Annotated in this window: 21 protein-coding genes and 2 pseudogenes; 14 read left to right on the forward strand and 9 right to left on the reverse strand. The window is 74.2% G+C overall.

The annotated features are described in order from the left end of the window. Positions 1-33: 33 nt before the first annotated feature. On the forward strand, positions 34-1,182 hold the full coding sequence (locus tag ACOBQU_RS32970) for an EamA family transporter (RefSeq protein ID WP_423632231.1): 1,149 nt from the start codon (positions 34-36) through the stop codon (positions 1,180-1,182). 424 nt (positions 1,183-1,606) lie between these two features. Next, positions 1,607-2,566 carry a DMT family transporter gene (locus ACOBQU_RS32975; protein ID WP_423634872.1) on the forward strand — a complete coding sequence of 320 codons (960 nt, stop codon included), beginning with the start codon at positions 1,607-1,609 and terminating at the stop codon, positions 2,564-2,566. A gap of 73 nt (positions 2,567-2,639) precedes the next feature. On the opposite strand, the gene ACOBQU_RS32980 is transcribed toward ACOBQU_RS32975, so the two are convergent. After that, entirely contained in the window at positions 2,640-3,284 is a 645-nt protein-coding gene (locus ACOBQU_RS32980) for an FMN-binding negative transcriptional regulator (RefSeq protein ID WP_423634874.1), read from the reverse strand. A 7-nt stretch (positions 3,285-3,291) separates the two neighbouring features. Continuing rightward, the gene (locus ACOBQU_RS32985) at positions 3,292-4,002 is read right to left on the reverse strand and encodes a pyridoxamine 5'-phosphate oxidase family protein (RefSeq protein WP_423632233.1); all 711 of its coding nucleotides are present in this window, start codon (positions 4,000-4,002) and stop codon (positions 3,292-3,294) included. Positions 4,003-4,278: 276 nt separating this feature from the next. On the opposite strand from ACOBQU_RS32985, the gene ACOBQU_RS32990 reads away from it, so the two are divergent. Beyond that, the gene (locus ACOBQU_RS32990; RefSeq protein ID WP_423632235.1) at positions 4,279-5,610 is read left to right on the forward strand and encodes an aminotransferase class I/II-fold pyridoxal phosphate-dependent enzyme; all 1,332 of its coding nucleotides are present in this window, start codon (positions 4,279-4,281) and stop codon (positions 5,608-5,610) included. A 74-nt stretch (positions 5,611-5,684) separates the two neighbouring features. On the opposite strand, the gene ACOBQU_RS32995 is transcribed toward ACOBQU_RS32990, so the two are convergent. Continuing rightward, positions 5,685-6,704: a DMT family transporter gene (locus ACOBQU_RS32995; protein WP_423632237.1), complete on the reverse strand. Its 1,020-nt coding sequence runs from the start codon at positions 6,702-6,704 to the stop codon at positions 5,685-5,687. A 94-nt stretch (positions 6,705-6,798) separates the two neighbouring features. On the opposite strand from ACOBQU_RS32995, the gene ACOBQU_RS33000 reads away from it, so the two are divergent. Further along, positions 6,799-7,701, forward strand: a complete 903-nt coding sequence (locus tag ACOBQU_RS33000; protein ID WP_423632239.1) for a LysR family transcriptional regulator — start codon at positions 6,799-6,801, stop codon at positions 7,699-7,701. Positions 7,702-7,881: 180 nt separating this feature from the next. On the opposite strand, the pseudogene ACOBQU_RS33005 reads toward ACOBQU_RS33000, so the two are convergent. Then, a pseudogene (locus ACOBQU_RS33005) lies at positions 7,882-8,343 on the reverse strand (pyridoxamine 5'-phosphate oxidase family protein); the annotation flags it as partial. 450 nt (positions 8,344-8,793) lie between these two features. Between ACOBQU_RS33005 and ACOBQU_RS33010 the strand changes: the two are divergent. After that, positions 8,794-9,438 (forward strand): cysteine hydrolase, encoded by a 645-nt coding sequence (locus ACOBQU_RS33010; protein WP_423632241.1) that lies wholly within the window; start codon positions 8,794-8,796, stop codon positions 9,436-9,438. Between the two features lie 9 nt (positions 9,439-9,447). Here the strand turns inward: ACOBQU_RS33010 and ACOBQU_RS33015 are convergent, their stop codons facing one another. Next, the gene (locus tag ACOBQU_RS33015) at positions 9,448-9,924 is read right to left on the reverse strand and encodes a Rieske (2Fe-2S) protein (protein ID WP_423632243.1); all 477 of its coding nucleotides are present in this window, start codon (positions 9,922-9,924) and stop codon (positions 9,448-9,450) included. A gap of 32 nt (positions 9,925-9,956) precedes the next feature. Next, complete coding sequence (locus tag ACOBQU_RS33020; RefSeq protein WP_423632245.1) at positions 9,957-12,248, reverse strand: prolyl oligopeptidase family serine peptidase; 2,292 nt, start codon at positions 12,246-12,248, stop codon at positions 9,957-9,959. 64 nt (positions 12,249-12,312) lie between these two features. Between ACOBQU_RS33020 and ACOBQU_RS33025 the strand changes: the two genes are divergently transcribed. The 7 genes from ACOBQU_RS33025 to ACOBQU_RS33055 all read left to right on the forward strand — a co-directional run bounded on the left by ACOBQU_RS33025 (position 12,313) and on the right by ACOBQU_RS33055 (position 18,879). Next, the gene (locus ACOBQU_RS33025; RefSeq protein WP_423632247.1) at positions 12,313-13,089 is read left to right on the forward strand and encodes a HipA family kinase; all 777 of its coding nucleotides are present in this window, start codon (positions 12,313-12,315) and stop codon (positions 13,087-13,089) included. Positions 13,090-13,259: 170 nt separating this feature from the next. After that, complete coding sequence (locus ACOBQU_RS33030; protein ID WP_423634876.1) at positions 13,260-13,613, forward strand: DUF3037 domain-containing protein; 354 nt, start codon at positions 13,260-13,262, stop codon at positions 13,611-13,613. A gap of 174 nt (positions 13,614-13,787) precedes the next feature. Further along, positions 13,788-14,549: a 3-oxoacyl-ACP reductase FabG gene (gene fabG / locus ACOBQU_RS33035; RefSeq protein ID WP_423632249.1), complete on the forward strand. Its 762-nt coding sequence runs from the start codon at positions 13,788-13,790 to the stop codon at positions 14,547-14,549. A gap of 53 nt (positions 14,550-14,602) precedes the next feature. Continuing rightward, the gene (locus ACOBQU_RS33040) at positions 14,603-15,358 is read left to right on the forward strand and encodes an SDR family oxidoreductase (RefSeq protein ID WP_423632251.1); all 756 of its coding nucleotides are present in this window, start codon (positions 14,603-14,605) and stop codon (positions 15,356-15,358) included. 259 nt (positions 15,359-15,617) lie between these two features. Next, positions 15,618-17,291 carry an ABC transporter substrate-binding protein gene (locus ACOBQU_RS33045; RefSeq protein WP_423632253.1) on the forward strand — a complete coding sequence of 558 codons (1,674 nt, stop codon included), beginning with the start codon at positions 15,618-15,620 and terminating at the stop codon, positions 17,289-17,291. Positions 17,292-17,463: 172 nt separating this feature from the next. Further along, the gene (ung, locus tag ACOBQU_RS33050; protein ID WP_423632254.1) at positions 17,464-18,147 is read left to right on the forward strand and encodes a uracil-DNA glycosylase; all 684 of its coding nucleotides are present in this window, start codon (positions 17,464-17,466) and stop codon (positions 18,145-18,147) included. Positions 18,148-18,384: 237 nt separating this feature from the next. Further along, the gene (locus tag ACOBQU_RS33055; RefSeq protein WP_423632255.1) at positions 18,385-18,879 is read left to right on the forward strand and encodes a hypothetical protein; all 495 of its coding nucleotides are present in this window, start codon (positions 18,385-18,387) and stop codon (positions 18,877-18,879) included. Positions 18,880-19,767: 888 nt separating this feature from the next. Here ACOBQU_RS33055 and ACOBQU_RS33060 read toward each other — a convergent pair. Further along, positions 19,768-20,370 (reverse strand): TetR/AcrR family transcriptional regulator, encoded by a 603-nt coding sequence (locus ACOBQU_RS33060; RefSeq protein ID WP_423632256.1) that lies wholly within the window; start codon positions 20,368-20,370, stop codon positions 19,768-19,770. 383 nt (positions 20,371-20,753) lie between these two features. Between ACOBQU_RS33060 and ACOBQU_RS33065 the strand changes: the two genes are divergently transcribed. Then, on the forward strand, positions 20,754-22,016 hold the full coding sequence (locus ACOBQU_RS33065; RefSeq protein ID WP_423632257.1) for an FAD-dependent monooxygenase: 1,263 nt from the start codon (positions 20,754-20,756) through the stop codon (positions 22,014-22,016). A 40-nt stretch (positions 22,017-22,056) separates the two neighbouring features. Next, a complete protein-coding gene (locus ACOBQU_RS33070; protein ID WP_423632259.1) occupies positions 22,057-22,962 on the forward strand; it encodes a Gfo/Idh/MocA family protein in 906 nt (301 codons plus the stop codon). Here ACOBQU_RS33070 and lnt read toward each other — a convergent pair. Both lnt and ACOBQU_RS33080 read right to left on the reverse strand, forming a co-directional pair. Continuing rightward, complete coding sequence (gene lnt / locus ACOBQU_RS33075) at positions 22,886-24,547, reverse strand: apolipoprotein N-acyltransferase (protein ID WP_423632261.1); 1,662 nt, start codon at positions 24,545-24,547, stop codon at positions 22,886-22,888. The two genes, ACOBQU_RS33070 and lnt, sit on opposite strands and share 77 nt — an antisense overlap. Before the next feature lie 449 nt (positions 24,548-24,996). Further along, positions 24,997-25,455: pseudogene (locus ACOBQU_RS33080) on the reverse strand (nuclear transport factor 2 family protein); the annotation flags it as partial. Positions 25,456-25,643: the final 188 nt, after the last annotated feature.

A 25,643-nucleotide genomic window follows, 5' to 3' on the forward strand; every position in this document is an offset into this window, starting at 1 on the left:
TCGCTCCTGACGCCGACTGGCCATCATGTGGCGATGAGTGGGACTCAGGGGAAGTTTCAGGACGGCGGTGCGCGCCGGGGCGGGCGTGGCGGAGGGGGCGGCCTCGGTCTCGCGCTGGTCTCGGCGTTCGCCTTCGGCGGCTCCGGCGTCGCGGCCAAGCCGCTGATCGAGGCGGGCCTCGACCCGCTGCACGTGGTCTGGCTGCGCATCACCGGCGCCGCGCTCGTCCTGCTGCCCGTCGCCTGGCGCCACCGGAACCTGGTGCGGCGCAGGCCCGCGCTGCTGCTCGGCTTCGGGCTGCTCGCCGTCTCCGGGGTACAGGGCTTCTACTTCGCCGCCATCTCCCGCATCCCGGTCGGGGTCGCCCTGCTCGTGGAGTACCTCGGGCCCGCGCTCGTCCTCGGCTGGGTGCGGTTCGTGCAGCGGCGCACGGTGACGCGGTCGGCCGCGGTCGGCGTGGTCCTCGCCGTCGGCGGGCTCGCCTGCGTCGTCGAGGTGTGGTCGGGCCTCAGCTTCGACGCCGTGGGGCTGCTGCTCGGGCTCGGCGCCGCCTGCTGCCAGGCCGGGTACTTCGTCCTCGCGGACCAGGGCGGCGACGCCGAGGACGCTCCGGACCCGCTCGGCGTCATCGCGTACGGCCTGCTCGTCGGCACCGTCGTGTTCACGCTGATCGCGCGCCCCTGGACCATGGACTGGCGGGTGCTCGGCGGCAGCGCGGACCTCGAAGGACCGGCCGTGCCCGCCTGGACGCTGCTCGGCTGGATCGTGCTGATCGCGACCGTCCTCGCGTACGTCACCGGCGTCCCGGCGGTGCGCAAGCTCTCGCCGCAGGTGGCGGGCGTCGTGTCCTGCCTGGAAGCGGTGATCGCGACCGTGCTCGCCTGGGTCGTGCTCGGGGAGCGGCTCTCCGCGCCCCAGTACGCCGGGGGAGCCCTGGTCCTCATGGGAGCGTTCATCGCGCAGTCGGCGAGGACGGGGCGGAAGGCCCCGCCTACGTCACCGACCCGGCCGTCCCGGTCGCCTCGGCCGTCCCAGTCGGCTGGGTCGAGCCAGTTGGCTGGGTCGAGCCAGTCGCCTCGGTCATCCCGGCCGACGCGCTCCGGGGAGCCCGCGGGGAGCCCGGTCGCGCGCTCCGTCCCGGAATCCGAACAGGAGTTGTCCCCGGACGGGACCGCCGCATAGGGTGCGGATCATGCACGCACGAGCACTCGTCCTTCCGCCGCCGGCCGCCTAGCGCGGGCCTCTCACGGATCACGCCCTGCCAGGTGGCCGGGCTGAACGGTGCTGCCCGCAGACGACAGTCCAGGATCTGCGTCTTCCGGGGCCTTCTCTTCCACTCCTCACCTTCCGGAGCTTTCGGCACTTCTCGTTGCTTCTTGGTGTCCACGTCTTCGTGGACCACGTCTTCGTAGACCACGGCTTCGTAGACCACGGCTTCGTAGTGCCTATGCCACGGGGTGCCCCGCTGTGACGCGGTCTCGTTTCTGAACTTCTGCGGAGATTCCACGTGTCGAGCGTGTCCAACGCAACCAGTGCGTCCAGTGCGTCCAGTGCGTCCAGTGCATCCAGTGCATCCAGTGCATCCAGCGTTGCCCCTACCACCACCCTGGCCGCGGCGGCTCTGCCCGTCGGGCGTGGCCTCGTCTACCTCGCCGTCGCCGGTGCCGCCTGGGGCACCGCGGGCGCGGCTGCCTCACTGGTCTTCACAGCCAGCGACATGGGCCCCGTCGCCCTCTCCTTCTGGCGCTGCGCCGGAGGTTTCGTGCTGTTGCTCGCCGCGCACCTGCTGCGGGCGCGCGGCACCAGGCGCACCGCGCGTGCCTCGGCGCGCCTGCCGTTGCGCCGCCGTGCGCTGCGGATCGGCGCGATCGGTGTGGCCCTCGCCGTCTTCCAGACGGCGTACTTCGCGGCCGTCGAGGCGACCGGCCTCGCCGTCGGCACCGTCGTCACGCTGGGTGCCGGACCCGTCCTGATCGCCCTCGGAGCCCGGCTCACCATGGGGGAGCGGCTGGGGCTCGGCGGGCTGTGCGCGGTGGGCGGCGCGCTCGCCGGGCTCGGTGTGCTCTTCGTAGGCGGCGGCGACACGGCCGTGCGGCCCTGGGGCGTCGCCTTCGCGCTGCTGTCAGCGGCCGGGTACGCCGTGATGACGCTGCTGACCCGCTGGTGGGGGCGCGACGGCGGTACGGACGCGTCGTCGACGACCGTGTGGTCGTTCGCGGTCGTGTCCCTGTGCCTGCTGCCGTTCGCCGTGGGTGAGGGTCTGGTGCCGCACACGGACGAACCCGCGTACGTCGTCGGTTGCCTGCTCTACATCGCGGCCGTGCCGACTGCGCTGGCGTACGCGCTGTACTTCGCGGGGGCGGCGGTCATCCGCTCCGCCACCGTCTCCGTGATCATGCTTCTGGAGCCGGTGAGCGCGGCCGTCATCGCCGTCACCCTGCTCGGTGAGCAGCTCAACGCGGGCACGGTCGTGGGCACCCTGCTGATGCTGGCGGCGGTCACGGGCCTGGCCGGGGCGGAGGCGCGGGGCGCGGCACGGGCCCGCAGGGAGGGCCCGGCGGCCTGACATCCCCGGAGGGGCGGGGCGTGCGGTGCCCCGCGCCTCCGGAGGCACCGCGCCTCTCCGGGGGCGCGGGGTCTCACCCCACAGGGCGGCGGCGCAACTGGTGGGCGAGCGCCGCCGCGTCCCGTGGGCCGCCGCGCTCCTTGAGCCCCGCGGCTATGCGGTCCTGCACCTCAAGGGGCTTGTGGTGCGCGTACTTGAACTTCGCCTGTACGTCGACGACGTCCAGGGACACCCCTCGGATGCCGGAGAGCAGCCGACCGTACGGAGCCTCGCCGACCGCCGCGTCCGCGGAGCCGCCGTCGGGCTGGAAGTGGGCGACCTGACGGTTCAGGAGCGCCGCCTTCTCGGCGGGGTCGTCCACCACGCGGGCCGTGCAGCGGAGTTGGACGGCGGCGTAGAAGCTCGTCGGCACACCGTGCTCGGCTGGCGCGTCCGGGGCGGCCGCCCAGGGGCCGGGCACGAAGACGTAGTCGTCGACCACGCTCAGGACGACGTCCGGGTTCGCCTCCAGCGCCGCCCACAGGGGGTTGGGGCGCGCCAGGTGGAGCAGGACGCTGCCACGGGGGCCCGCGTCCGCGTCGTACGTGAAGTGCGTCGGCTGGATGTGGGGCGGCTCGCCCGGCAGGCCGTTCACGGCGAGTTGGCCGAAGTCGTGCGCGGCCAGCCAGTCCTGCCACTCGGCCTCGGATTCCGGCGCGTCCCAGGGGTGGACCAGCATCGTCATCTCACAGCCCGCTCAGGTAGCCGGGGACCTCGATGCCCGGCGCGAGGTCGGCGGAGGGGATCAGCGTGTCGTAGCCCTTGCGCAGCGGGACGACGCCCGACCAGTAGGGCAGGTCCATGTCCTCCGGCTCGTCGTTCGGACCGCCGGTGCGCGTCTTCGCCGACACCTCGCGCAGGTCGAGGCGCAGCACCGCCGTGGCGGCCAGCTCCTTGGCGTTCGCGCGCCGGGAGTCGGCGGCGCGGCCCGGCACGATGTGGTCCATGATCGCGTCCAGTGCCGTGCTCTTCTCCTTGGGGTCCGTGACCTGGTGGGCGGTCCCGTGCACCACTACGGAGCGGTAGTTGATCGAGTGGTGGAAGGCCGACCTGGCCAGGACCAGGCCGTCGACGTGCGTGACCGTCAAGCACACCGGCAGGCCCGGCTCCGCCCGGCCGTCGTCCGCCGCGCCCGCCATCCGCGCCGGGCGCGACCCCGTGGAGCCGTGCACGTACAGCCGGTCGTCCACGCGGCCGTACAGCGTCGGGAGCACCACGGGCGCGCCGTCGCGCACGAAGCCGAGGTGGCACACGTACGACTCGTCGAGTATCGCGTGCACCAAGGCGTGGTCGTACGCGGCGCGTTCGCGGGCGCGGGTGGGGACGGTGCGGTCGGTCGGCGCGTAGGACGGCTCTTGGGGCTCGCTGTCCGTCGCCGCGGGCTGGGTGGTCGCCATGGCCTTGCTCCCTCTCCTGTGTGCTGCCGTGCGCGGCCGGTCGTGCGGGTGGCCGGTGGTACGGAGCGGTTCGTCGTGCGTCGCGGGCGGGTGATCGCGGGTGGTGCCGGGGTGGTCCCTGGTGGCGCCGGGTGGTCGCGATCGGGTCCGCCGCTCTGGTCGGCTGTTCGGGTTGGCTGTTCTGGTCGGCTGTTCTGGTCGGCTGTTGTGCGGGCTGTGTCGGGCCGACCGCCGGGTCGGCTGCGGTTCTCATTGCACTAGTGCATAATGGGTTTTGTGCTAGGAGACTATCCGATCGCGGGGCGGCGCGCAGCAGAGATTGCGACCAGCGTCGAGCGCGCGGTGGGACACGGAGAGCTGGAGCCGGGGCAACCGCTGCCCCCGATGCGGGAGTTGGCGGTCCATCTGGGCGTCAATCCCAATACGGTCGCGGCCGCGTACCGCACGCTGCGCGAGCGCGGCGTCATCGAGACCGCGGGGCGGCGCGGCAGCCGGGTGCGGAGCAAACCGGCCACGACGGCCCGGGAGTACAGCCGCATGGACGTGCCGCCCGGCGTGCGGGACGTGGCGAGCGGCAATCCGGACACGGCCCTGCTGCCCTCGCTCGCCGAGGCCTTCGCCGCGGCGGCGGAGCGCGCGGACCGGGAGCCCGTCCTCTACGGAGAGGCGGCCGTGGACCCGGACCTGAGCCGCCACGCCCGCCGCTCCCTGGACGCGGACGGCGTGCCGGACGGCCCGCTCGCCGTCACCTCCGGGGCGCTCGACGCGATCGAGCGGGTGCTGGCGGCCCGCCTCAAGGTCGGCGACGCCGTGGCCGTGGAGGACCCCGGCTGGGGCAGCGTGCTCGACCTGGTCTCCGCGCTCGGGCTGCGGCCCGTGCCCGTCGGCGTCGACGACGACGGCCCGCTGCCCGACGACGTGGAGCGGGCCCTGCGGTCCGGCGCCCGTGCGCTGCTCGTCACCGCCCGCGCCCAGAACCCGACCGGCGCCGCCGTCGGCGCGGCACGCGCGCGTGCCCTGCGAAGGGTGCTGGCCGCGCACCAGGAGACGCTGGTCATCGAGGACGACCACGGCCACGGCATCGTCGACCTGCCGCTGCACACACTGTGCGGCGCCACCCGCACCTGGGCGTTCGTCCGCTCCACGGCCAAGGCGTACGGGCCCGACCTGCGCCTCGCCGTGCTCTCGGGGGACGCGGAGACCGTCGACCGGGTGCAGGGCCGGATCCGGCTCGGGCCCGGCTGGGTGAGCAAGGTCCTCCAGCGCGCCGTGGTGCATCTGTGGCAGGGCGGTGCTGTCGACCCCCGGGAGGTGGCCGGGGCGTACGGCCGCAGGCGGGACGCGCTGATCGCCGCCCTCGCCGAGCGCGGCGTCTCGGCGTGCGGCCGCAGCGGCATGAACGTGTGGGTGCCGGTGCCGGACGAGACCGCGGCGGTCGCGCGACTGCTGCACGCGGGCTGGGCGGTCTCTCCAGGGGCGCGCTATCGACTGGGCGCGCCACCTGGCATACGGATCACGGTCTCGACGCTCACCGAGGGCGACATCACAGTGGTGGCCGACGCCGTGGCGATGGCCACGGGGCCCGCGCCCGCACGGCGCTACGGATGAGGAGCCGAGGCGCCTCTCCGGAGAAGGCGCTCTGAGGTGCGCTGCGGGCCGGAGAGGGCGCCAGGGGGCGCGGGCTAACGGCGCCGGGGCCGCGGCTTGGACTGGGTGAGCGCGGCCCCCGCCAGGATGATCACGGCACCCACGGGCGTCGTCCACGTCAGCGACTCGCCGAGCACGGCGACGCCCGCCGCGGTGGCGATCACCGGAGTGAAGTACGTGACCATCTGGGCCGTCGTCGGACCGACCTCGTCGACGATGCCGTACTGCACGAGGAACGCCAGGCCGGTGCCGAGCGCGCCGAGGGCGACGACGGCGAGCAGCGGCACCACCGGGAAGTGGTCGGGCACCGACGTGAACAGCGGGGTCACCAGCGCCAGCTCCAGGGTGGCGGCGAGGAGCTGGGCCCCCGTCAGGGCGACGTTCGAGTGGCCGGAGCCCGCCAGCGTGCGGCGCACGTAGATCCAGCCGATCGGGTAGCACAGCGAGGCGAGCAGGGCCATGGCCGTGCCGCGGGCGTCCAGGCCGCTGAAACCCTGCCAGGCGCCCAGCACGGTGAGGACGCCCAGGAAGCCGAGGCCGAGCCCCGCGACCCGGCGGCGGGTGGGGCGGTCCTCGGAGAGCGCGACGAGCGACAGGGCCATGCCCCACAGCGGCGACGTCGCGTTGCAGATCCCCGCGAGCGTCGACGGGATCGTCAGCTCGGAGTAGGCGAACAGCGAGAAGGGTGCCGCGTTCAGGAGCAGGGCCGCCACCGACAGATGCGCCCAGGTGCGCCAGGACCGCGGCAGCCGCTCCCGCCGGACCACCACCACGACCGCGACCACCGCCGTGCCGAACAGCAGCCGCCCGAAGGTGACCTGGAACGGCGCGTACCCGTCCGTACCCACCTTGATGAACAGGAAGCTGAAGCCCCAGACCAGCGAGAGGAAGGCGAAGCGGAGCCGCCAGTCGAGCCTCCGGCGACCGGACGGGCGGGCGGGGGCGTCCTCACGGGCGGAAGAGCGGGCGGGGGTGACCCCGGGGGCGGACGCGCGGGCCGGTGTGGGGGAGGCGGGAGTGTCCGTGGGGGACACGGAGGTGGCGGAGCTGGTCATGCACGCCACGATGGGGCAGCCGATCTCTTAGCACAAGCAAGTTTTATTTGGGGTCATCGCGTAGCATCGCTTACATGTCGAACCTGGAGCGCACATGTTGAACCTGGAGCGCCTCCGCACGCTCGACGCCCTCGCCCGGCACGGATCGGTGAGCGGCGCGGCGGCGGGCCTGCACGTCACGACGTCCGCGGTCTCACAGCAGATGACCAAGCTGGAACGGGAGGTGGGCCAGCAGCTCCTGGCGAAGAACGGCCGGGGCGTGCGCCTCACCGACGCCGGACGGCTGCTCGCCGACCACGCGGCGCGCATCCTGTCACAGGTCGAGCTGGCGCAGTCCGACCTGGAGCAGCAGCGCGGCAAGGCGGTGGGAGAGCTGCGCGTCGCCGCCTTCCCGACGGCCATGCGGGGCCTGCTGCCCGCGGCCCTGTCGTCCCTGCGGGCCCGGCACCCGGGGCTGAGCGTGGCCGCGCACGAGCGGGAGCCCGAGCAGGCCGTGCGCGGGGTGGTGCGCGGCGACCTGGACCTCGCGGTGGTCCTCGACTGGTACAACAAGCCGCTGCCCCTGCCCGACGGCCTCCTGAAGGCACCGGTCCTGGACGATCCCGCCGACGTCGCGATGCCCGCCGCCCACCCGATGGCCGACCGCCCCGAAGTCGACCTGGAGGACTTCGCCGAGGACGAGTGGATCACGTGGGCGGAGGGCGAGTTCTGCCACGAGTGGCTGATGTTCACGCTGCGCGCGAAGGGCTTCGAGCCGCGCATCGCGCACCGCGCCGAGGAGCACCACACGCAGCTCGCGCTCGTCGCGGCCGGGCTCGGCGTGTGCGTCGCGCCACGGCTCGGCCGCGACCCGATGCCGACGGGCGTGCGGACGGTGCCGGTGCGGCAGCGGGTGCGGCGGCACGTGTACGTGGTGTGGCGCGCGGACGCCGATCGCCGCCCGTCGATCCGCGCGGCCGTGGAGGCGCTGCGGGTGGCGGGGGCCGGGCTGGGCTGACGCCACCGCCCAGGCGCCGGTGGGACGCCTGGCCGCCTATCCGGCTTCGCGCTCGCCCTCGCGCGCCGCAGGGGCCGATCCCGTCGCTGCGCGGGTCGATCCCGTTGCCGTACGGGCCGATCCCGTCGCCGTACGGGCCGAACCCGTCGCCGCCCGGAGCGACGCGTTGCCGCCCCGGGTGCCCGACAGCTTGCGGAAGTCCCAGGACGCGATGGCCTCCGGTGTCAGACGGACCCACGCGTGGCGGCCGTCGTGCACCATCTCGGGCAGATCGAAGTTCTTACGGGCGAAAAGCCGCTCGGGGGCGGCGAGTTCAGGATGCGGCTCCCCGATGCGCGGCGCCTCGCCGACGAACTCGGCGGTGCCCGTCAGCTCCACCCCGCGCAGCTCGTCGTACCGCTCGCCCGCGTCCACGACGACGGCGATCCGCGGGTCGCGGCGCAACGCGGCCCAGCGCCTGCTGCGGACGATCGAGTACAGCCACAGCGACGTGCCGTCCCAGACGAACCACAGCGGGCTCACGTGCGGCGCGCCGCCCGCGGACACGGTGGCGACCCGGCAGGTGCGCTGCTCCGTCAGGAAGGCGTCGCGCTCCGCCGCCGTCATCATGATCCTGCGGCCGCGGCGCTGGATGCTGGTCATGCGGTGACTCCTCGCCCGGGGCCGCTGACCGGGCCCGGCCGGACCCGACGGCGGGCGGCCGGGCGGCGGAGCGACCATAGCTGACTGCCCGTCAGGAAAGCATGCGGTGTCTTCCGGTGTGACGCAATGCCCGCTACTCTCCCGCGGACCGTGACCTGGGTGTGGCCCTGGCCCGGACCGCGACGGCCACGGGCCCACGCTGATCGATACCCGTGTCCATCGATACCCGTGTCTACGGAGAGGACTCCCCAATTGGGGAGTCGCACCCACCAATTGGGGAGCCGCGCCGACCCGGAAGCCCACACCGAGCGAGGGGGAGGCGCCCGGTCCGGGAGAGGTGCCCCGTCCCGGGGGAAGCGCCCCGTCCCGGGGGAGCCGCCCCGTCCGGGGAGAGGCGCCCCGACCGCACAGCCGCACCCCGCCTCGGAAGTCGCGTCCACTGGGGGAGCCATGCCGCCGTACGAACAGCTCAGGGAACTGCTCCACCCCGCCACCACCGCCCTCCTCACCGTCGAGTGCCAGCGGGGCGTCGTCGGTGAGGACAGCGCGCTGCCCGAACTCGCCGCGCAGGCCCGCTCGTCGGGCGCCCTCGCCAACGTCGCCCGGCTGGTCGACGCCGCCCATCTCGACGGCGTCCAGGTGCTGCACGCCGTCGCCGAGCGGCGGCCCGACGGGCGCGGCGCCAACCGCAACGCGCGCCTGTTCCGCGCCGCCGAGCGGCTCCCCGTACGACAGCTCGTCGGCTCGGCGGCCGTGCGCGTGGCGCCGCCGATCGAGGTCGCCGACGAGGACCTCGTCGTACGCCGCCTGCACGGGCTCTCGCCGCTCGCGGGCACCGGCGTCGACGCGCTGCTGCGCAACGTCGGCTGCCGCACCCTCGTGGTGATCGGCGTCTCGGCCAACGTGGCCATCCCGAACGCCGTCTTCGACGCCGTGAACCTCGGCTACACGGCCGTGGTGCCCGCGGACGCCATCGCGGGGATCCCCGCCGACTACACGCCCGCGATGGTCCGCCACACGCTCGCCCTGGTCGCCACCGTCACCACGACGGCGGACGTCCTCGCCGCGTGGCAGTGGCAGCGCGACGCCGGGTGAGCGGGCGCGTCACGCCAGTTTGATGGAGTCTCCTTCCACGGTGATCTCCGCCGTGGGCAGCGGCTTCGGTGCCGGGTCCTGTTTCACGCTGCCGTCGTTGATGTCGAACTTGCTGCCGTGGCACGGGCAGTTGATGGTGCCGCCCTCGACGCTCGCCACGGGGCACTGCTTGTGCGTGCAGCGGTTCGAGAACGCCTTGAACGTGCCCTTCGTCGGCTGGGTGACCACCACGCCCTCGTCCTTGAAGACCTTGCCGCCGCCCACGGGGATGTCCGCGGTCTTCGCGAGCACGGCGCCGCCCGCGCCGCCGCCGTCCTTCTCCTTGCCCGACGCGTCGCCCGCGGGCTCGGACGAGCCCTTGTCGTCGTCCGAGCCGCACGCGGCGAGCGCGACGGCCAGCCCGGCGGCCCCGACGGCGGTGACGACGGCGCGGCGGGCCGGGCGGCGCCGTTCGTCCTTGGAAACCTCTTCCCCGGAAACAGTCATGCCAGGACGTACGGGTGGCGCGAGCGAACTGTTCAGACCTTCAAGGAAGTCTTCAGAAAGCCGAGTTCCTGGTGGAGCAGCCGCGCCGCCGTGTCGCCCTGGGCGACCAGATGACTCGCCCCGGTCAGCGGCAGCACGGTGTGCGGCCGCCCGGCGGCCAGCAGCGCGGCGGAGAAGCGCAGCATGTGCACCGGCAGGACGTTGTCGTCGGCCAGGCCGTGCACCAGCATCAGCGGCCGGGACAGCCGGTGTGCCCGGGCGATCAGGGAGCAGCGTTCGTAGTGCTCGCGCGTGACGTCCGGGTGCCCCAGGAAGCGCTCCTTCCAGTGCGTGTCGTACAGCCGCAGATCCGTCGGCGCCGCCCCCGCCACGGCGGCGTGGAACACCTCCGGGCGGTGCAGCACGGCACCCGCCGCGAGATAGCCGCCGAACGACCAGCCGCGGATGCCCACGCGCTCCAGGTCGAGTTCCGGGTGCGCGTCGGCGGCGGCGTGCAGCGCGTCCACCTGGTCGTCGAGCACGGGCGTCAACTGGTCGCCGTACACGGCCCGCTCCCACTCCCGCCCGCGCCCCGGTGTGCCCCGGCCGTCCGTGACGAGCACCGCGAAGCCCTGTTCCGCGAACCACTGGGCCACCGCCGTCCACCAGCCGCGCGCGTGGGTGACGAGTTGGATTCCCGGACCCGAGTAGGGGCACAGCAACACCGGCAGCTTCACTCCGCCTGTCGTGCCCCCGGCGCCCTTCTCGTGCCACGACGGCAGGTACAGGGCGCTGCGCAGCTTCCGTCGCCCCAGGGTGAGGTGCCGCGGCCGGGGCGTCACGACCGGCTCTTCGGAGAGTACGGCGATGGTGCCGACGGGCCTGCCCGCGTGCAGCACGGTCACCGTCTGCCCTCGCGGGGTCCGGCTGTCGAGGACCACGGTGGCGCCGCCGACCGCCGCCGTGTGCACGCCGGGCCCCTCGCTCAGGCGGCACAGGCCGCTGCCGGGCTCGGCGTCCCGGCCCTCGGGCCGCCCGGAGCCCTCCTCCGCGGCGTGCGGTGCCAGCGACCACACGTGCGTCTGTGTGGGCTCGTAGGACGCCGTGAACCACACGCGCTCGCCCACGGTGCCGAGGACCTCGCGGACCTGGAGGCCCGGGGGAGTCTCGGCGTCGCCCGCGCACAGGCCCCGGGTGTCGCCGTCCACGAGCCGGTGCAGCACCGGTCGGCCGGACGCCAGGCGGGTCGGCGCACCCGGTATCAGGGGGAACCAGGGGGTGTCGCTCTGGCGCTGGATGACACGGCACTCGCCGCTCTCCGGAGCGACGGCCAAGACGTACAGCGAACGCTGGTCGCGGGTCTGGAGGGTGACCAGCGGGCCGTGCCGGTCCCAGGCGGCCGTCGGTACGTAGTCGAAGCGGGCGTCCGTCCAGGCTCCCTCCGGGTGGCCCGCGCCCGCCTCCCGCGGAGTCCGCACCGTCACCGGAGGGGTCCCGTCCGTGCGCACGATGTGCAGCGTGGTCTCCGTGTTGGCGGTGCCCGCCGCGGGGTAGGGCACCGACCTGGGCGGTCGCTCCGGGTGCGCCGGGTCCGACAGCCACCAGCGCCCTACGCGCGCTGTGTCGACCCGGGCCACCAGGAGAGCGTCGCCGTCCGGAGACCACCAGTAGCCCCGGTGCCGGTGCATCGACTCGGCGGCCACATGGTCCGCGAGGCCATAGGTCACCGTGTCGCCCTCGGGCTCGGCCAGCGCCCGGTCGCCCGTGCCGTCGGCGCCGACCACCCGCAAGGTACCCCCGGTGACGTACGCGATCAGGGAGCCGTCGGGTGACGGGCGCGGGTCGACCCCGGGCCCCGCCGTGGCGATCCGGCGCGCCGGGCCGCCGCCGTCCGTCCGGACCGTCCACAGGGCGCCGCCGAGCGCGAAGGCCACCACGCGCGCCAGGTCGTCGGCGGCGTAGGCCACCACCCCCTGGGACGCCTCCCGGGCCCGTTCCCTGCGCACCCGCTCCGCCTCCGGCACCGGCCCCGACGCGCCGAGCGCCAGCGGATCCACCAGCATCCGCTCACGCCCGGCGCCCTCTCCTGGAGACGCGGCACCCTCTCCTGGAGACACGGCACCCAGCCTTGGAGACACGGCACCCTCCCTTGGAGACACGGGACCCTCCCCTGGAGACACGGCCGTCACTTCGTAGGACCAGAGCCTGCTGACGGCGTCGTCGCCCGCCGTGGAACGGACGAACAGCACGCGCGAGCCGTCCCGCGCCACCGTGAAGGAGCCCGGCACCCCGAGCGAGAAGCGCCGCGTCCGGGCGAACTGGGCAGGGAGATCAGAGGAGTCCATGGCCGGACCCTAGCCCCGGCCGTCGGCGTGATCCACGGGGCCGACCCGGACGTAACCTGGGGACATGCTCACCGAAGTCACCGCCGTCCGCTACATCACGCCGCTGCGTGAGGGCGGTTCGCTGCCCGGACTCGTCGAGACCGACGACGGCCACGGGGCGTACGGGACGTACGTCATGAAGTTCGCGGGCGCGGGCCAGGGCCGCAAGACGCTCGTCGCCGAAGTGGTCTGCGGGCGGCTCGCGGCCCGCCTCGGCCTGCGGGTGCCGGGGCTCGCGGGCGTCCACCTCGATCCCGTGCTCGGCCTCGGCGAGCCGGACCAGGAGGTGCAGCAGCTCCTGAAGTCCAGCGGCGGGCTCAACCTGGGCATGGAGTACCTGTCGGGCGCCCTCGGCTTCGACCCGCTGGCCTTCGTGGTGGACCCGCTGGAGGCCGGGCGCGTCGTCTGGTTCGACGCGCTCGTGGGCAACGTGGACCGCTCCTGGCGCAACCCCAACCTCCTGGTGTGGGGCGGTGACCTCTGGCTCATCGACCACGGCGCCACGATGATCTGGCACCACAACTGGCCCTCGGCGCACACCGCCGCCGCCCGGCCGTACGACGCGTCGGACCACGCCCTCGCGCCGTTCCGCCCCGACGTCGCCGCCGCGGCGGCCCAGCTCGCCCCGCTCGTCACCAAGGAACTGCTGGACGAGGTGACGGCCGATGTGCCTGACGCCTGGCTGGACGGCGAGGCGGGCTTCGACGACCCCGACGCGGTGCGCCGGGCCTACGCCGACGCGCTGCTGCCGCGCGCGGAGACCATCCACGAACGGATCACCCTGGAAGGCACCGACAAGTGACCGACGCGACCGCCGCCGCGACTGATGTGACCGCCGTGACCGATGTGACCGCCGCAACCGGCACGGCCGACGTGCCGGACGCGCCCGCCGCGACCGCGGCCCCCGCCGCGACCGCGGCCCCCGCGCCGGGCGGCGACCAGCCCCCCGTACGCGACGTCTTCGAGTACGCCCTGCTGCGGATCGTGCCCCGCGTGGAGCGCGGCGAGCAGTTCAACGCGGGCGTGGTGCTCTACTGCCGCGCCAAGTCCTACGTGGCCGCGCGCACCCACCTCGACGAGGCCAAGCTCCGCGCCCTGGACCCGCTCGCCGACGCGGCCGGGGTGCGGGCGGCCCTGAGCGCCGTCGAGGGGATCTGCGCGGGCGGCGACGCGGCGGGCCAGGCCGCGCCGGACGACGCCGGGCGGCGCTTCCGCTGGCTGATCGCGCCCCGCTCGACCGTCGTGCAGCCGGGGCCCGTGCACACCGGGCTCACCGCCGACCCCGAGGCCGAGGTCGAGCGGCTCCTGGACCTCCTGGTGCGCTGAACCCGCCGGACCCGCTCGGGTGGCCGCCCCGCTGACCTCCTCGCGCGCTGAACCGGAGGGGGCCGTTGACACCGGGTGCCAGGGCTTCTAGCGTCTCGTCTGCTGAAGGTACTAAGCGGTCGCTCACCCGGGGGCGGGCCGCGGAGCCGCATTCCGAGGGCGAGGAGAGCCAGCATGTCCACCACTGAGCAGCGCGTCGCGGTCGTGACCGGAGCAGCGCGAGGCATCGGCGCGGCCACCGCCGTGCGCCTCGCCGCCGAGGGCCGTGCCGTCGCGGTGATCGACCTGGACGAGGCCGCGTGCAAGGACACCGTCGAGAAGATCACGGCGGCCGGTGGCAGGGCCCTCGCGGTCGGCTGCGACGTGTCCGACGAGGCCCAGGTCGAGGCGGCCGTCGCCCGGGTCGTCCAGGAGCTGGGCGCGCCGACGATCCTGGTGAACAACGCGGGCGTGCTCCGGGACAACCTGCTGTTCAAGATGAGCGCCGACGACTGGGACACGGTCATGAACGTGCACCTGCGCGGCGCCTTCCTGATGACCCGTGCCTGCCAGAAGCACATGGTGGACGCGGGCTTCGGGCGCGTCGTCAACCTCTCCAGCTCCTCCGCCCTCGGCAACCGCGGCCAGGTCAACTACGCGGCGGCCAAGGCCGGGATGCAGGGCTTCACCAAGACGCTCGCCAAGGAGCTCGGCAAGTTCGGCGTCACCGCCAACGCGGTCGCGCCCGGCTTCATCGCCACCGAGATGACCAAGGCCACCGCCGAACGCGTGGGCATGGGCTTCGAGGACTTCCAGGCCGCGGCGGCCACGCAGATCCCGGTCCAGCGCGTCGGCCACCCGGACGACATCGCCAACGCCATCGCGTTCTTCACCGGCGACGCGGCCGGGTTCGTCTCCGGCCAGGTCCTGTACGTGGCGGGCGGCCCCCTCAACTAGGCGCCCGTCCCCTCCAGACGCCCCCGGCCCAGCTAGAGCGAAGGACAGTACGGATGGCAGTGCAGGACAGCGGCAAGGTGGCGCTCGTCACCGGGGCGAGCCGCGGCATCGGCTACGGCATCGCGGAGGCCCTCGTGGCCCGCGGCGACCGCGTGTGCGTCACCGGGCGCAACGAGGACGCCCTCAAGGAGGCCGTGGAGCGGCTCGGCGCCGACCGCGCCATCGGCGTGGCGGGCAAGGCCCACGACGAGGCGCACCAGTCGGTGGCCGTCGAGCGGACCATGGAGGCCTTCGGCCGGGTCGACTTCCTGGTCAACAACGCCGGTACGAACCCGGTGTTCGGGCCGATGGCCGACCTCGACCTCAACGTGGCGCGCAAGGTCTTCGAGACGAACGTGATCTCGGCGCTCGGCTTCGCGCAGCTGACGTGGAAGGCCTGGCAGGGCGAGCACGGCGGGGCGATCGTGAACATCGCCTCGATCGCGGGCGTGGGCGCCTCGCCGTTCGTCGGCGCGTACGGCATGAGCAAGGCCGCCATGGTCAACCTCACGCTCCAGCTCGCCCACGAGTTCGCCCCGAAGGTACGGGTCAACGCGATCGCCCCCGCGGTCGTGAAGACCAAGTTCGCCCGGGCCCTGTACGAGGGCCGGGAGGAGGAGGTGACGTCGGCGTACCCGCTGGGGCGGCTCGGCGTGCCGTCCGACATCGGCGGCGCGGCGGCGTTCCTCACCTCGGCCCAGTCCGACTGGATCACGGGCCAGACGCTGGTGGTCGACGGCGGCCTGTTCCTGAACGCGGGCGTCGGCTGAGCCGTGGAGCCGTGATCGGACCGTTCCTGAACGCGGGCGTCGGCTGAGCCAGAGAGGCATGAACGGACCGTTCCAGTCCGGGAGTTGGGGTCACCGAGGCCCGAACTGGCGCTGTCCGACGGCTGGTTGAGCCCGGTCAACGGCCATGGGGCGGACCACCGTACACGGCCGTAGAACGCTCAACAAGCGCGCGTGCGCAAATGATTCTGACTTCAACACCCCGTCGGCGAGCCGGGTTTGACCGGCGGGGTGCTGCGGTATGGTCTGCGGCTCCATCCACGGCGGATCGAGGAGCGCGCGCGTGTTCAGAAGAGGTCGCCGATGTCCGCGTCCGGTCGCGGCGTCGGCCCGCACACCCTGGTCGATACCCCTGTCGGCGCCCTTGGCGGCGTTCCTCACGATCACCCTGCTCGCGGGGTGCGGGCTGCTGTCGTCCGAGGGCTCGGACGACGAGGAGTCCCTCACCGTCGGGACGACGAGCGCGCCGACCACGCTCGACCCGGCGGCGTCCTGGGACGGCTCGTGGGAACTGTTCCGCAACGTCTTCCAGACCCTGCTCAGCTATCCGGACGGCGCCACCGGGCCCACCCCGGACGCGGCGCGCTCCTGCCGCTTCACGGACCGCTCCAGCACCGTGTACTCCTGCACACTGCGCGACGGACTGACGTTCTCCGACGGCACCGCGCTGGACGCCCGGGCCGTGAAGTTCTCCGTCGACCGCGTCCGGCGCATCGACGTCAAGGGCGGCCCCGCCGGACTCCTCGGATCGCTGGACTCGGTCACCACCCGGGGCGACCGGACCGTGGTCTTCCGCCTCAAGAGGCCGGACGCGACCTTCCCCTTCGTGCTCGCGACCCCCGCCCTGTCGATCGTCGACCCCGGCCACTACCCGGCCGACAAGGTCCGCGAAGGCACCGACATCAGCGGCTCCGGGCCGTACGAACTCACGTCGTACGAGGCCGGGGAGCGGGCCGAACTCGCCAGGAACGGCCGCTACAAGGGCGCGGCCGACCGCAAGAACGACGCCGTGACCATCCGCTACTTCCGGGGCTCGGCCGCCATGGTCGACGCGCTGCGCGACAAGGAGATCGACGTCACCTTCCGCGGCCTCGCGGCCAAGGACATCGTGGCGCAGCAGGCGGCACACAAGGGCGGCGACATCCAGCTCGTCGAGGGCGCGGGCACCGAGATCCGCTACCTGGTGTTCAACCCCAAGGACCGCTGGGCGCGCAAGCCCGCCGTGCGCAAGGCGGTCGCCCAGGTCGTCGACCGCGGCGCCATCGCCCACAAGGTCTACCAGGACACCGTCGAGCCCCTGTACTCGATGGTGCCGCGCGGCGTCCCCGGGCACACCACGGACTTCTTCGACGACTACGGAGAGCCGAGCGCCGCCAAGGCGCGGCGGATCCTCACGGCCGCGGGCATCACCGAGCGCGTGCCGCTCACGCTCTGGTACGCCACCGACCGCTACGGCTCGGCGACCAAGCCGGAGTTCGCCGAGATCGAGCGGCAGCTCGACGCGTCGGGCCTGTTCGACGTGAGCGTCGAGGGCCGCCCCTGGAAGGAGTTCGAGGCGGGCTACAAGCGGGGCGCGTACCCGGTCTTCGGACGCGGCTGGTTCCCGGACTTCCCGGACGCCGACAACTTCATCGCGCCCTTCGTGGGCGAGCGCAACGTCCTGAACACGCCCTACCCGGCCCCCGAGATCACCGGCGAGCTGCTGCCGCGCTCGCGCCGCGAGGCGGACCGCGACGAGGTCGTCGACCGGTTCGAGCGGGCGCAGCGCATCCTCGTCGACGACGTGCGCCTGCTGCCGCTGTGGCAGGGCAAGCAGTACGTCATGGCGAGCGAGGAGGTCTCCGGCGCGGAGCGGGCCCTGGACCCGTCGGCGATCATGATGATGTGGGAGCTGGAGCGCAAGACGAGCTGGTAGCGGCCCCGGCGGCGGGCCGGGGTGCGGGCGGGCGGCGGCGCGCGTGCCCGTGGCGGGCGGCGGGCGTCCGCGGCGGGCCGGGTCGATTGTCAGTGGGCGCCGGTAGGTTCTTCAGTGCATCGGGGCACCTGCGCTCCGGTGCGGAAGTGACCGCACACCGGAGGTTGTTGACGTGACCGACATCGCCATGCTGCCCGCGTCCTGGCGCGGAGTCCTCGGCGAGGAGCTCCAGAAGCCCTACTTCAAGGAGCTCACCGAGTTCGTCGAGGAGGAGCGGGCGAAGGGGCCGGTGTACCCGCCGCGCGAGGAGGTCTTCGCCGCCCTCGACGCCACGCCGTACGACGACGTGAAGGTCCTCATCCTCGGCCAGGACCCGTACCACGGCGAGGGCCAGGGCCACGGCCTGTGCTTCTCGGTCCGCCCCGGTGTGAAGACCCCGCCCTCCCTGCGGAACATCTACAAGGAGATGCACGCGGAGCTGGGCCACCCGGTGCCGGACAACGGCTATCTGATGCCGTGGGCCCGCCAGGGCGTCCTGCTGCTCAACGCGGTCCTGACCGTCCGCGCCGGTGAGGCGAACTCGCACAAGGGCAAGGGCTGGGAGAAGTTCACGGACGCCGTGATCCGCGCGGTGGCCGACCGGCCCGACCCGGCGGTCTTCGTCCTGTGGGGCAACTACGCGCAGAAGAAGCTCCCCCTCATCGACCCGGAGCGGCACGCCGTGGTCAAGGGCGCGCACCCGTCGCCGCTGTCCGCCAAGAAGTTCTTCGGCTCGCGCCCCTTCACGCAGATCAACGAGGCGGTGGCGGCGCAGGGCCACACCCCGATCGACTGGCGCATCCCGGACCTGGGCTGACGCCCGCCGCCCGCCGCGGCGTCACCGGCCTGGCCCAGCGGCGGCACCGGGCCCCGGGCGCCGCACCGCGCCTGACCGCGATTGTCAGTGGTGGCCGCTAGCGTCGTCACCGGTCCCGAGCACCGGCCCCCGCGGCCGGGGCCGGACCGGTGACGACGAAGTGACCGACGAAGGACTGACCAGCGAGCCGAGGCGGGACCGCCCGCCCCGGCTCGGGCGAACGCGGAGGGCGGCGCGGTGACCCAGCGGCAGGAACGGACGGCGGACGGCGAGGACGTCGTGATGACCCGGATCGGGCAGGCGGTCATGCTCCAGCACGCCGGGGACCGCGAGGAGGCCAGGTCCCGCTTCCTCGCCCTCTGGTCCGAGATCGGCGAGGACGGCGACCCCCTCCACCGCTGCACCCTCGCGCACTACATGGCGGACACCCAGGACGACCCGGCCGACGAACTGGCCTGGGACCTCAGGGCGTTGTCGGCCGCCGACGAGCTGACCGACGAGCGGGTCGGCCGCCACCACGCGTCGCTCGCGGTGCGCGGCTTCTACCCCTCGCTGCACCTCAACCTCGCGGCGGACTATGTGAAGCTGGCCCGCCCCGAAGCGGCCCGCAGCCATCTGCGCCGCGCCCGCGGAGCCATCGGCGCCCTCGGCGACGACAGCTACGGCGACGGCATCCGCGCGGCCCTCGACCGCCTGGAGGCCCAGGTGGGGGAGGGCGCCACGGAGGAGTAACCCCGGGGTTCCTTGCGGGCGCACGCCCCCAGCACCACCGGGCATGGCCCTCCGGCTCGCGCGCCTCCGGGCCCAGGCGCCCGCACGCCCCTACCCGTACACCTCCCGGCAGATGCCCGCCTCAGGGCTGTCCCGCGCCCAGCGTCCGTGCTCCCTGCCGAGAGCGCACACGTCGACGCTGCCGCGCCCACGCGGTGGCCGCGCCGGGGGCGGCTCACCCTGCGGACGCGGGGGCCCCGCCTTCGGGCGGTCACGCTGAGGCGCGGGGCGCGGGCGCTCCGGGTGCGCGGGATGGCCGGGGTGCCCGGGGTGCTCCGGGTGTACGGGATGCCCGGGGCGTACGGGATCGGGGGCGCCGCCAGGTCCGTCAGGGCCGCCGAAGCCGCCGGTGCCTTCGGAACTGCCAGAGCCGGTGGAGCCGTCAGGGCCGCTGGCGCCACCAGAGCCGCTGGCGCCGCCAGAGCCCTCGGAGCCGCCGAGCCGCAGCGGGCCCCCTGCGCCTCCCGTGCCCCCCGCCGAAGCCGCCCCCCGGCCCCGCCCGCCCCCCGGTCCTCCCGGCTGCAGCCGCTCACGCCCCGGCGCCTGCGTGGCCCGCGGCGCGCTCCGCTCGATGTCATGTGGCGAGGGCGGCGCGGGTGCCGTCGCCTCCGCCGCCCCCGCGCCCCGACCGGCATCCGCCCCTTCGGCCCGCTCCACGCTGACGCACCCGGACACCGCCGCGGCGGTCGCGACCGCCATGGACGCCAGGAGCACGGCCGTGGTCGTCGTTCGCTGCATCCGCGCCACTCTGCTGCGCCCACCGTGGCGCCGGAGCACGAACGCGCGGGAATGCCTCGCAAGGGTGACTGTCGCACCACCGGCTACCGGCCCGCCCGACGGCGGACGGGGTCAGCCGTCGCCGTCCAGCATCCCCCGCAGCAACTCCGCGAAGCCCGCCCGCAGTTCCTCCACGGTCGGCGCCGTCGCGTGGTAGGAGCCCGCCACGCAGGAGAACATCATGCCGTCGCACCACGCCACCAGGGACAGCGTGTGCCGCTGCGGGTCCTTCGAGCCCGCCGCGCGGATCAGCTCCGCCAGCGGGGTGCGGAACTGGGTGCTCGACGCGTCGTAGTAGGCGCGCAGCTCCGGGCGGCGCGTCGCCTCCAGGGCCAACTCGTAGCGGGACAGCAGCAGATCGCGGTGCTCGTCGCCGGAGAGGAAGCGGTGCAGGGCGAGGGCGAGCCCCGCCGTCAGCGCGTCGCGGTCGGCCGACGGGTCCGGCAGCTCGCTCGGGGTGAGCACGTTCATCTCGCGCTCGGCCTGCCGTCGCACCGCCGCCTCCAGAAGGGCGAGCCGGGTCCTGGCGTGGTTCGAGGTCGATCCCGGGGGCAGTCCCGCCGCCTCGTCGACGGCGCGGTGCGTGAGGCCGCGCATGCCGCGTTCGGCGAGCAGGGCGAGCGCGGTGTCGGCGATCAGTTCGGTGCGGGAAGTCCCCTTGGCGCGTGCAGACATGATCCCCACCCTACCCTCGTGACTACAGGTGTAGTACGGTCATGTCATCGCGCACTACAGATGTAGTGTCGCGGCTCGGTGGCCGGGCGTGCGGCGGTGACCGGGGCCGGTGCCCGAGCGGGCCGCCCGGCGCCACCCGCGGACGGTCCACCCACGCGCCGCCTACATGCGGACCGTCCACGCGCGGGACCGGGACGAGCACGCGCGGCGACAGGACAAGGGCGCGCGGGCCACGTCCGCGCAGGACAAGTATGCGCGGTCCACGTCCGCGCAGGACACGTAATCGCAGCCAAGTGATCGCAGTCAGGTAACCGTAGCCAGGTAACCGCAGCCAAGTAATCGCAGCCAAGTAATCGCAGCACAAGCCGAGATGAGGAGAGGCCATGGCCCCCACGGCGAAGTCCCCCACCCCGCACGCGGTCGTCGTCGGCGGCGGCATCGGCGGTCTCACCGCCGCCGTCGCCCTGCACCGGTCCGGCTGGCGGGTCACCGTCCTGGAGCGCGCGGCGAGCCTCGAACCCGTCGGCTCCGGCATCTCCCTCGCCCCCAACGCCCAGCGGGCCCTCGACGTCCTGGGCCTGGGCGACGACGTCCGCGCCCTCGCCGCCTGGAGCGGCACCGGCGGCCTGCGCGCGCAGGACGGGCGCTGGCTCGCCCGGACCAGCTCCACCGCGGCGGCGCGGGCCTTCGGCGGCTCCCTCGTGCTGCTGCACCGCTCGACCCTCGTCGACCTGCTCGTCGGCGCGCTGCCCGCCGACTGCCTGCGCACCGGCGCCGCCGCCCGCCTCACCGACCCCGGCGGCGCGGGCCGCACGGCCGTCGTGTCCACGGCCGACGGCGACATCGAGGCCGACCTCGTCGTCGGCGCCGACGGCATCGACTCCGCCGTGCGGACCGCCCTGTTCCCGGCCCACCCCGGAGCGCGGTACACCGGATTCACCGCCTGGCGCGTCATCGTGCCCGCGCCCGAGCGCCCCTTCGAGCCGCACGAGACGTGGGGGCGCGGCGGCCTGTGGGGCACCCAGCCGCTCAAGGACGGCCGGGTCTACGCGTACGGCACCGCGCGGGTCCCCGAGGGCGGCCGCGCCCCCGACGACGAGAAGGCCGAACTGATGCGCCGCTTCGCCCACTGGCACCACCCCATCCCCGAGATCCTCGCCGCCGCCCGCCCCGAGGACGTCCTGCGCAACGACGTGCGGCACCTGATCACGCCGCTGCCCGTCTACCACCGCGGTCGGGTCGCGCTCCTCGGCGACGCCGCGCACGCCATGGCGCCGACCCTCGGCCAGGGCGGTAACCAGGCCATCGAGGACGCCGTGGTCCTCGCCCACCACGCCGCGCCCCGCGGCCACCTGCCCGCGGCCCTCGCCGCCTACAGCGCGGACCGCGTCCCGCGGACCACGGCGATCGTGCGGCGCGCCGCCCGCACCGCCCGCCTCAACCACCTGCGCCACCCCGCCCTCATCGCCGTACGCGACACCCTGATCCGGGCCGCCTCCCGCCTCGGGCCGAACCTGATCATGAAGGGCTTCGCGTCGATCGCCGACTGGCGGCCGCCGCAGGCCCCGTATGCTGCGGGAACGAACACGCCCACCGGCACGGGCACCGGCGCGGGGACACAGGACCGCCCGGCGACCCGGCGCTAGACGACGGCGCAGGGCGACGAACGGCGACAAGGAGCACGTGGTGAAGGTCGGCTGCATCGGACTCGGCGACATCGCGCAGAAGGCCTATCTGCCCGTGCTCACCACGCAGCCGGACGTCGAGCTGCACCTCCAGACGCGCACGCCCGCCACCCTGGAGCGTGTCGGCGCCGCCCACCACGTGCCCGCCGAGCGCCGCCACGCCGACCTCGACGTGCTGCTGGCCCAGGGCCTCGACGCGGCCTTCGTGCACGCGCCGACCGCCGTGCACCCCGAGATCGTCACGCGGCTCCTGGAGGCGGGCGTGGCGACGTACGTGGACAAGCCGATCGCGTACGAACTCGCCGACTCCGAGCGGCTCGTGCGGCTCGCGGAGGAGCGCGGGGTCAGCCTGGCCGTCGGCTTCAACCGCCGCCACGCCCCCGGCTACGCGCAGTGCGCCGAGCACCCGCGCGAGCTGATCCTGATGCAGAAGAACCGCGTCGGGCTCCCGGAGGACCCGCGCACGATGGTGCTCGACGACTTCATCCACGTCGTGGACACGCTGCGGTTCCTGGTGCCGGGACCGGTCGACCACGTCGGGGTGCGCGGCCGGGTCGCGAACGGGCTGCTCGAACATGTCGTGCTCCAGCTCGCGGGCGACGGGTTCACCGCGATCGGCGTGATGAACCGGCTCAGCGGCTCCACCGAGGAGATCCTCGAAGTGTCCGGGCAGGACACCAAGCGGCAGGTGGTCAACCTCGCCGAGGTCGTCGACCACAAGGGCCAGCCGAGCGTGCGGCGGCGCGGCGACTGGGTGCCGGTGGCGCGCCAGCGCGGCATCGAGCAGGTCACGCTCGCCTTCCTCGACTCCGTGCGCGCGGGCAAGGTGCTCAGCGCCCAGGACGCGCTGGCGACCCATGAGCTGTGCGAGCGGGTGGTACGCGCGGTGCTCGAACAGGACGCCTGAGCGCCCGGGCGCCCTCGGCGGCGCACAGCGCGGCGAGGACGCCGAGCGCCAGGTGGACGGGCCAGTCGCCGTACCGCACGTACGGGGTGGTGCCGGTGGCCAGCGGCACGTCGTACTCCGCCGTGGCGGACGCCGACGTGCCGAGCGGGCGGCCGACGCGCTCGCCGCTTGGGCCGTAGACCGCCGAGACGCCGGTGAGCGTCGCGTGCACCATGGGGCGGCCCGTCTCGGCGGCCCGCACCGCCGCCAGCGACGCGTGCTGCTCGGGCGCCCAACTGCTCTGGAACGTCGACGTCGCCGACTGGGCGAGCAGCAGCTGCGCGCCCTCGCGTGTGAGGTGACGGCTCATGTCGGGGAACGCCGACTCGAAGCACACCAGCGGCCCCACACGCAGGCCGCCCGCTCCGCCCGCACGGCCCCCGACGGTCTTGAGGTCCATCACCACCGGCCGCTCGCCGCGCCTGCGGTCCTCACCCGCGGCCTTGCCCACCGAGGTCGCCCAGCCGAGCAGTGAGCGCGCCGGAACGTACTCCCCGAAGGGCACGAGCCGCATCTTGTCGTAGCGGTCGCCCGTGGGGCCCTGCGGGCCCACCAGAACCGAGCTCTTGAAGATGCCGGGCCGGTCCGAGCGGCGCGCGTCCACGTTCACCAGGAGGTCCGCGCCCACCTCGCGCGACAGGTCGGCGATGCGCGCCGCGAGGTCGGGCCGGTCGGCGAGGTCGTGCCCGACGCTGCTCTCGCCCCACACGACGAGGTCCAGGTCGCGGCCCGCGAGCGCCCGGGTCAGCTGCTCCTCGCGGGCGAAGCGGTTCTTGACGCGGCCGTTCGCGTCCTCGACGCCCGGCTGGACGACGGCGACCCGGATGCGGCCCGCCGGTTCGGGCCGGGGGGACCAGGTCCAGGCGGCGCCCGTGACGGCGGCCACCGTGACGAGGCCCGCGACGGCCGGGGTGCGGCTCGCGTCCGTCGTGGCGAGCACGGTGACGCCCGTGTTCACGGCGACGACGAGCGCGCTGACCAGCCAGACACCGCCCACCGACGCGAGCCGCAGCGCGGGCTCCACCTGCCACTGGCTGGACCCGAGCAGCCCCCACGGGCCGCCGAGGCCCTCCCAGGACCGCACCAGCTCCACGAGCAGCCAGCCCGACGGCAGCACGGCGAGGGCCGCCCCGACGCGCCCCCCGGACGGCGTGCCCCCGAGGAAGCGGTGCACGAGCAGCCCCCACGGCGCCCACAGCAGGCCGAGGAGCGCGGCGATCACCAGCGTGAACACATGCAGGCTCGGCAGCAGCCAGTGGTGCACGGCCACCATGAAGCCGAGCCCGCCGAGCCACCCGTCGCACGCGGCCTGCCGCGCCGACCCCGCCGAGCGGATCAGCAGCAGCCACGGCACGAGCGCGACGTACGCGAACCACCACCACGACGGCTCGGGGAAGGCGAGCGCGGGCAGCGCGCCGCACAGGGCGGCGACCGCGCCGCGCCGCCAGCGTGTGGCGAGCGCGGCGGCCCGCCACGACCGCCAGGACCGGGGGAGGGGCCGCGACGGCGCTCCCGCCCGCTGCCGCTTGCCGCCGAGTACGTCCATGCAGCGCGCCTCCTTGGCCCCGGCTGGGCTTCGACGCCCGGTCGTCCTCCCAGTGTGCGCGCCGGGGACGATCTAGGACAGGGGGCGGGAGGGGTGGGTAACCGGGTCGGAGCAGCGGGGTTCACGCCGGTGCGGGTGTGGCCCGAAGCGACTGGGGGTGACCAGGGGGGACCAGGGACGGGGCAAGGGGCGATCAGGTGGGGCGCGGGGTGGGGCTGGTGGCGGTGGGGCTGGTGGTGCGCGGGCCGTCGTGCTGGGTGAGCGGGTCAGGCCGGTTCGGTGGGCGCGGGGGTCGCCTGGGGCTCGGCCGGGGGCGGGACGGGGGTGTCGTGGGTCGCCTGGGTGCCCTGGGTGCCCTGGGTGCCCTGGGTGCCGTGGACGGTGTGGGGTGTGTGGGCGGCTTGGGGGAGGACTCGCGTCCGGTCCAGTGCCCTGTCCACCGCCTCCACCCGGCGCCACTTCTCGTGGACGACGACCTGGCGCAGCCGCCAGCCGCTGTGGGTGCGCAGCGCGGTGAAGGCGTAGCGCCCGCCGCACGCGAAGTCCGGCGCCGTGTCCCCGCCGGGGCCCGCTCCCGGCTCGGCCGAGCGCATCGGGTTGGCGTAGTCGGCCTGCACTCGGGCGGTGTCGCCGACGTCGTGCTCGCGTACCTCGAAGCGGATCCTGCGGTTGACGATCAGGTGTTGGCGTGTCGGGAACAGCCGCATCGCCTCCGCCAGCCAGTCGGCCACGTCGGCGGCGGTGCCTTCGATGCCGCCCGCCGAGCGGTAGTCGGCCCGCCCGTCGGGGGAGAAGAGACGGCGGTAGGCGTCCCAGTCGCCGTCGTCGACGGTGACGGCGTAGTCGGTGATGAGGGTGTCGATGGCCAACCGGTCGACCACGGCCGCGAGTTCCACACGCTGCGTCATCGACTCAGTCTTGAACACCGGGACCGCGCAGCCAAGAGGGAGGACGGGAGTCGTCGGGCCGCCCTTCGCGTGTGCCCGTACGCCCTTCGCGTGTGCCCGCACGCATCGAAGCCCTGCCCGTGGGGAACCCGCCCGGCAGCCCGGCCGAGGAACCCCGCTGGGGGACCCGGCCGCGGAGCCCCCGCATG

This window comes from Streptomyces sp. G45, from assembly GCF_049542095.1.
GTDB lineage: Bacteria > Actinomycetota > Actinomycetes > Streptomycetales > Streptomycetaceae > Streptomyces.

Excerpts from the sequence above, each read along its gene's own strand:
- ACOBQU_RS33025 (WP_423632247.1), top strand. The coding sequence starts at position 12,313 with ATGCTCACCGAAGTCACCGCCGTCCGCTACATCACGCCGCTGCGTGAG.
- ACOBQU_RS33040 (WP_423632251.1), top strand. The coding sequence starts at position 14,603 with ATGGCAGTGCAGGACAGCGGCAAGGTGGCGCTCGTCACCGGGGCGAGC.
- fabG (WP_423632249.1), top strand. The coding sequence starts at position 13,788 with ATGTCCACCACTGAGCAGCGCGTCGCGGTCGTGACCGGAGCAGCGCGA.
- ACOBQU_RS32985 (WP_423632233.1), bottom strand. The coding sequence starts at position 4,002 with ATGGCGACCACCCAGCCCGCGGCGACGGACAGCGAGCCCCAAGAGCCG.
- ACOBQU_RS33060 (WP_423632256.1), bottom strand. The coding sequence starts at position 20,370 with ATGTCTGCACGCGCCAAGGGGACTTCCCGCACCGAACTGATCGCCGAC.
- ACOBQU_RS33010 (WP_423632241.1), top strand. The coding sequence starts at position 8,794 with ATGCCGCCGTACGAACAGCTCAGGGAACTGCTCCACCCCGCCACCACC.
- ACOBQU_RS32980 (WP_423634874.1), bottom strand. The coding sequence starts at position 3,284 with ATGCTGGTCCACCCCTGGGACGCGCCGGAATCCGAGGCCGAGTGGCAG.
- ACOBQU_RS32995 (WP_423632237.1), bottom strand. The coding sequence starts at position 6,704 with ATGACCAGCTCCGCCACCTCCGTGTCCCCCACGGACACTCCCGCCTCC.
- lnt (WP_423632261.1), bottom strand. The coding sequence starts at position 24,547 with ATGGACGTACTCGGCGGCAAGCGGCAGCGGGCGGGAGCGCCGTCGCGG.
- ACOBQU_RS32970 (WP_423632231.1), top strand. The coding sequence starts at position 34 with ATGAGTGGGACTCAGGGGAAGTTTCAGGACGGCGGTGCGCGCCGGGGC.
- ACOBQU_RS33045 (WP_423632253.1), top strand. The coding sequence starts at position 15,618 with ATGGTCTGCGGCTCCATCCACGGCGGATCGAGGAGCGCGCGCGTGTTC.
- ACOBQU_RS33000 (WP_423632239.1), top strand. The coding sequence starts at position 6,799 with ATGTTGAACCTGGAGCGCCTCCGCACGCTCGACGCCCTCGCCCGGCAC.
- ACOBQU_RS33020 (WP_423632245.1), bottom strand. The coding sequence starts at position 12,248 with ATGGACTCCTCTGATCTCCCTGCCCAGTTCGCCCGGACGCGGCGCTTC.
- ACOBQU_RS33015 (WP_423632243.1), bottom strand. The coding sequence starts at position 9,924 with ATGACTGTTTCCGGGGAAGAGGTTTCCAAGGACGAACGGCGCCGCCCG.
- ACOBQU_RS33065 (WP_423632257.1), top strand. The coding sequence starts at position 20,754 with ATGGCCCCCACGGCGAAGTCCCCCACCCCGCACGCGGTCGTCGTCGGC.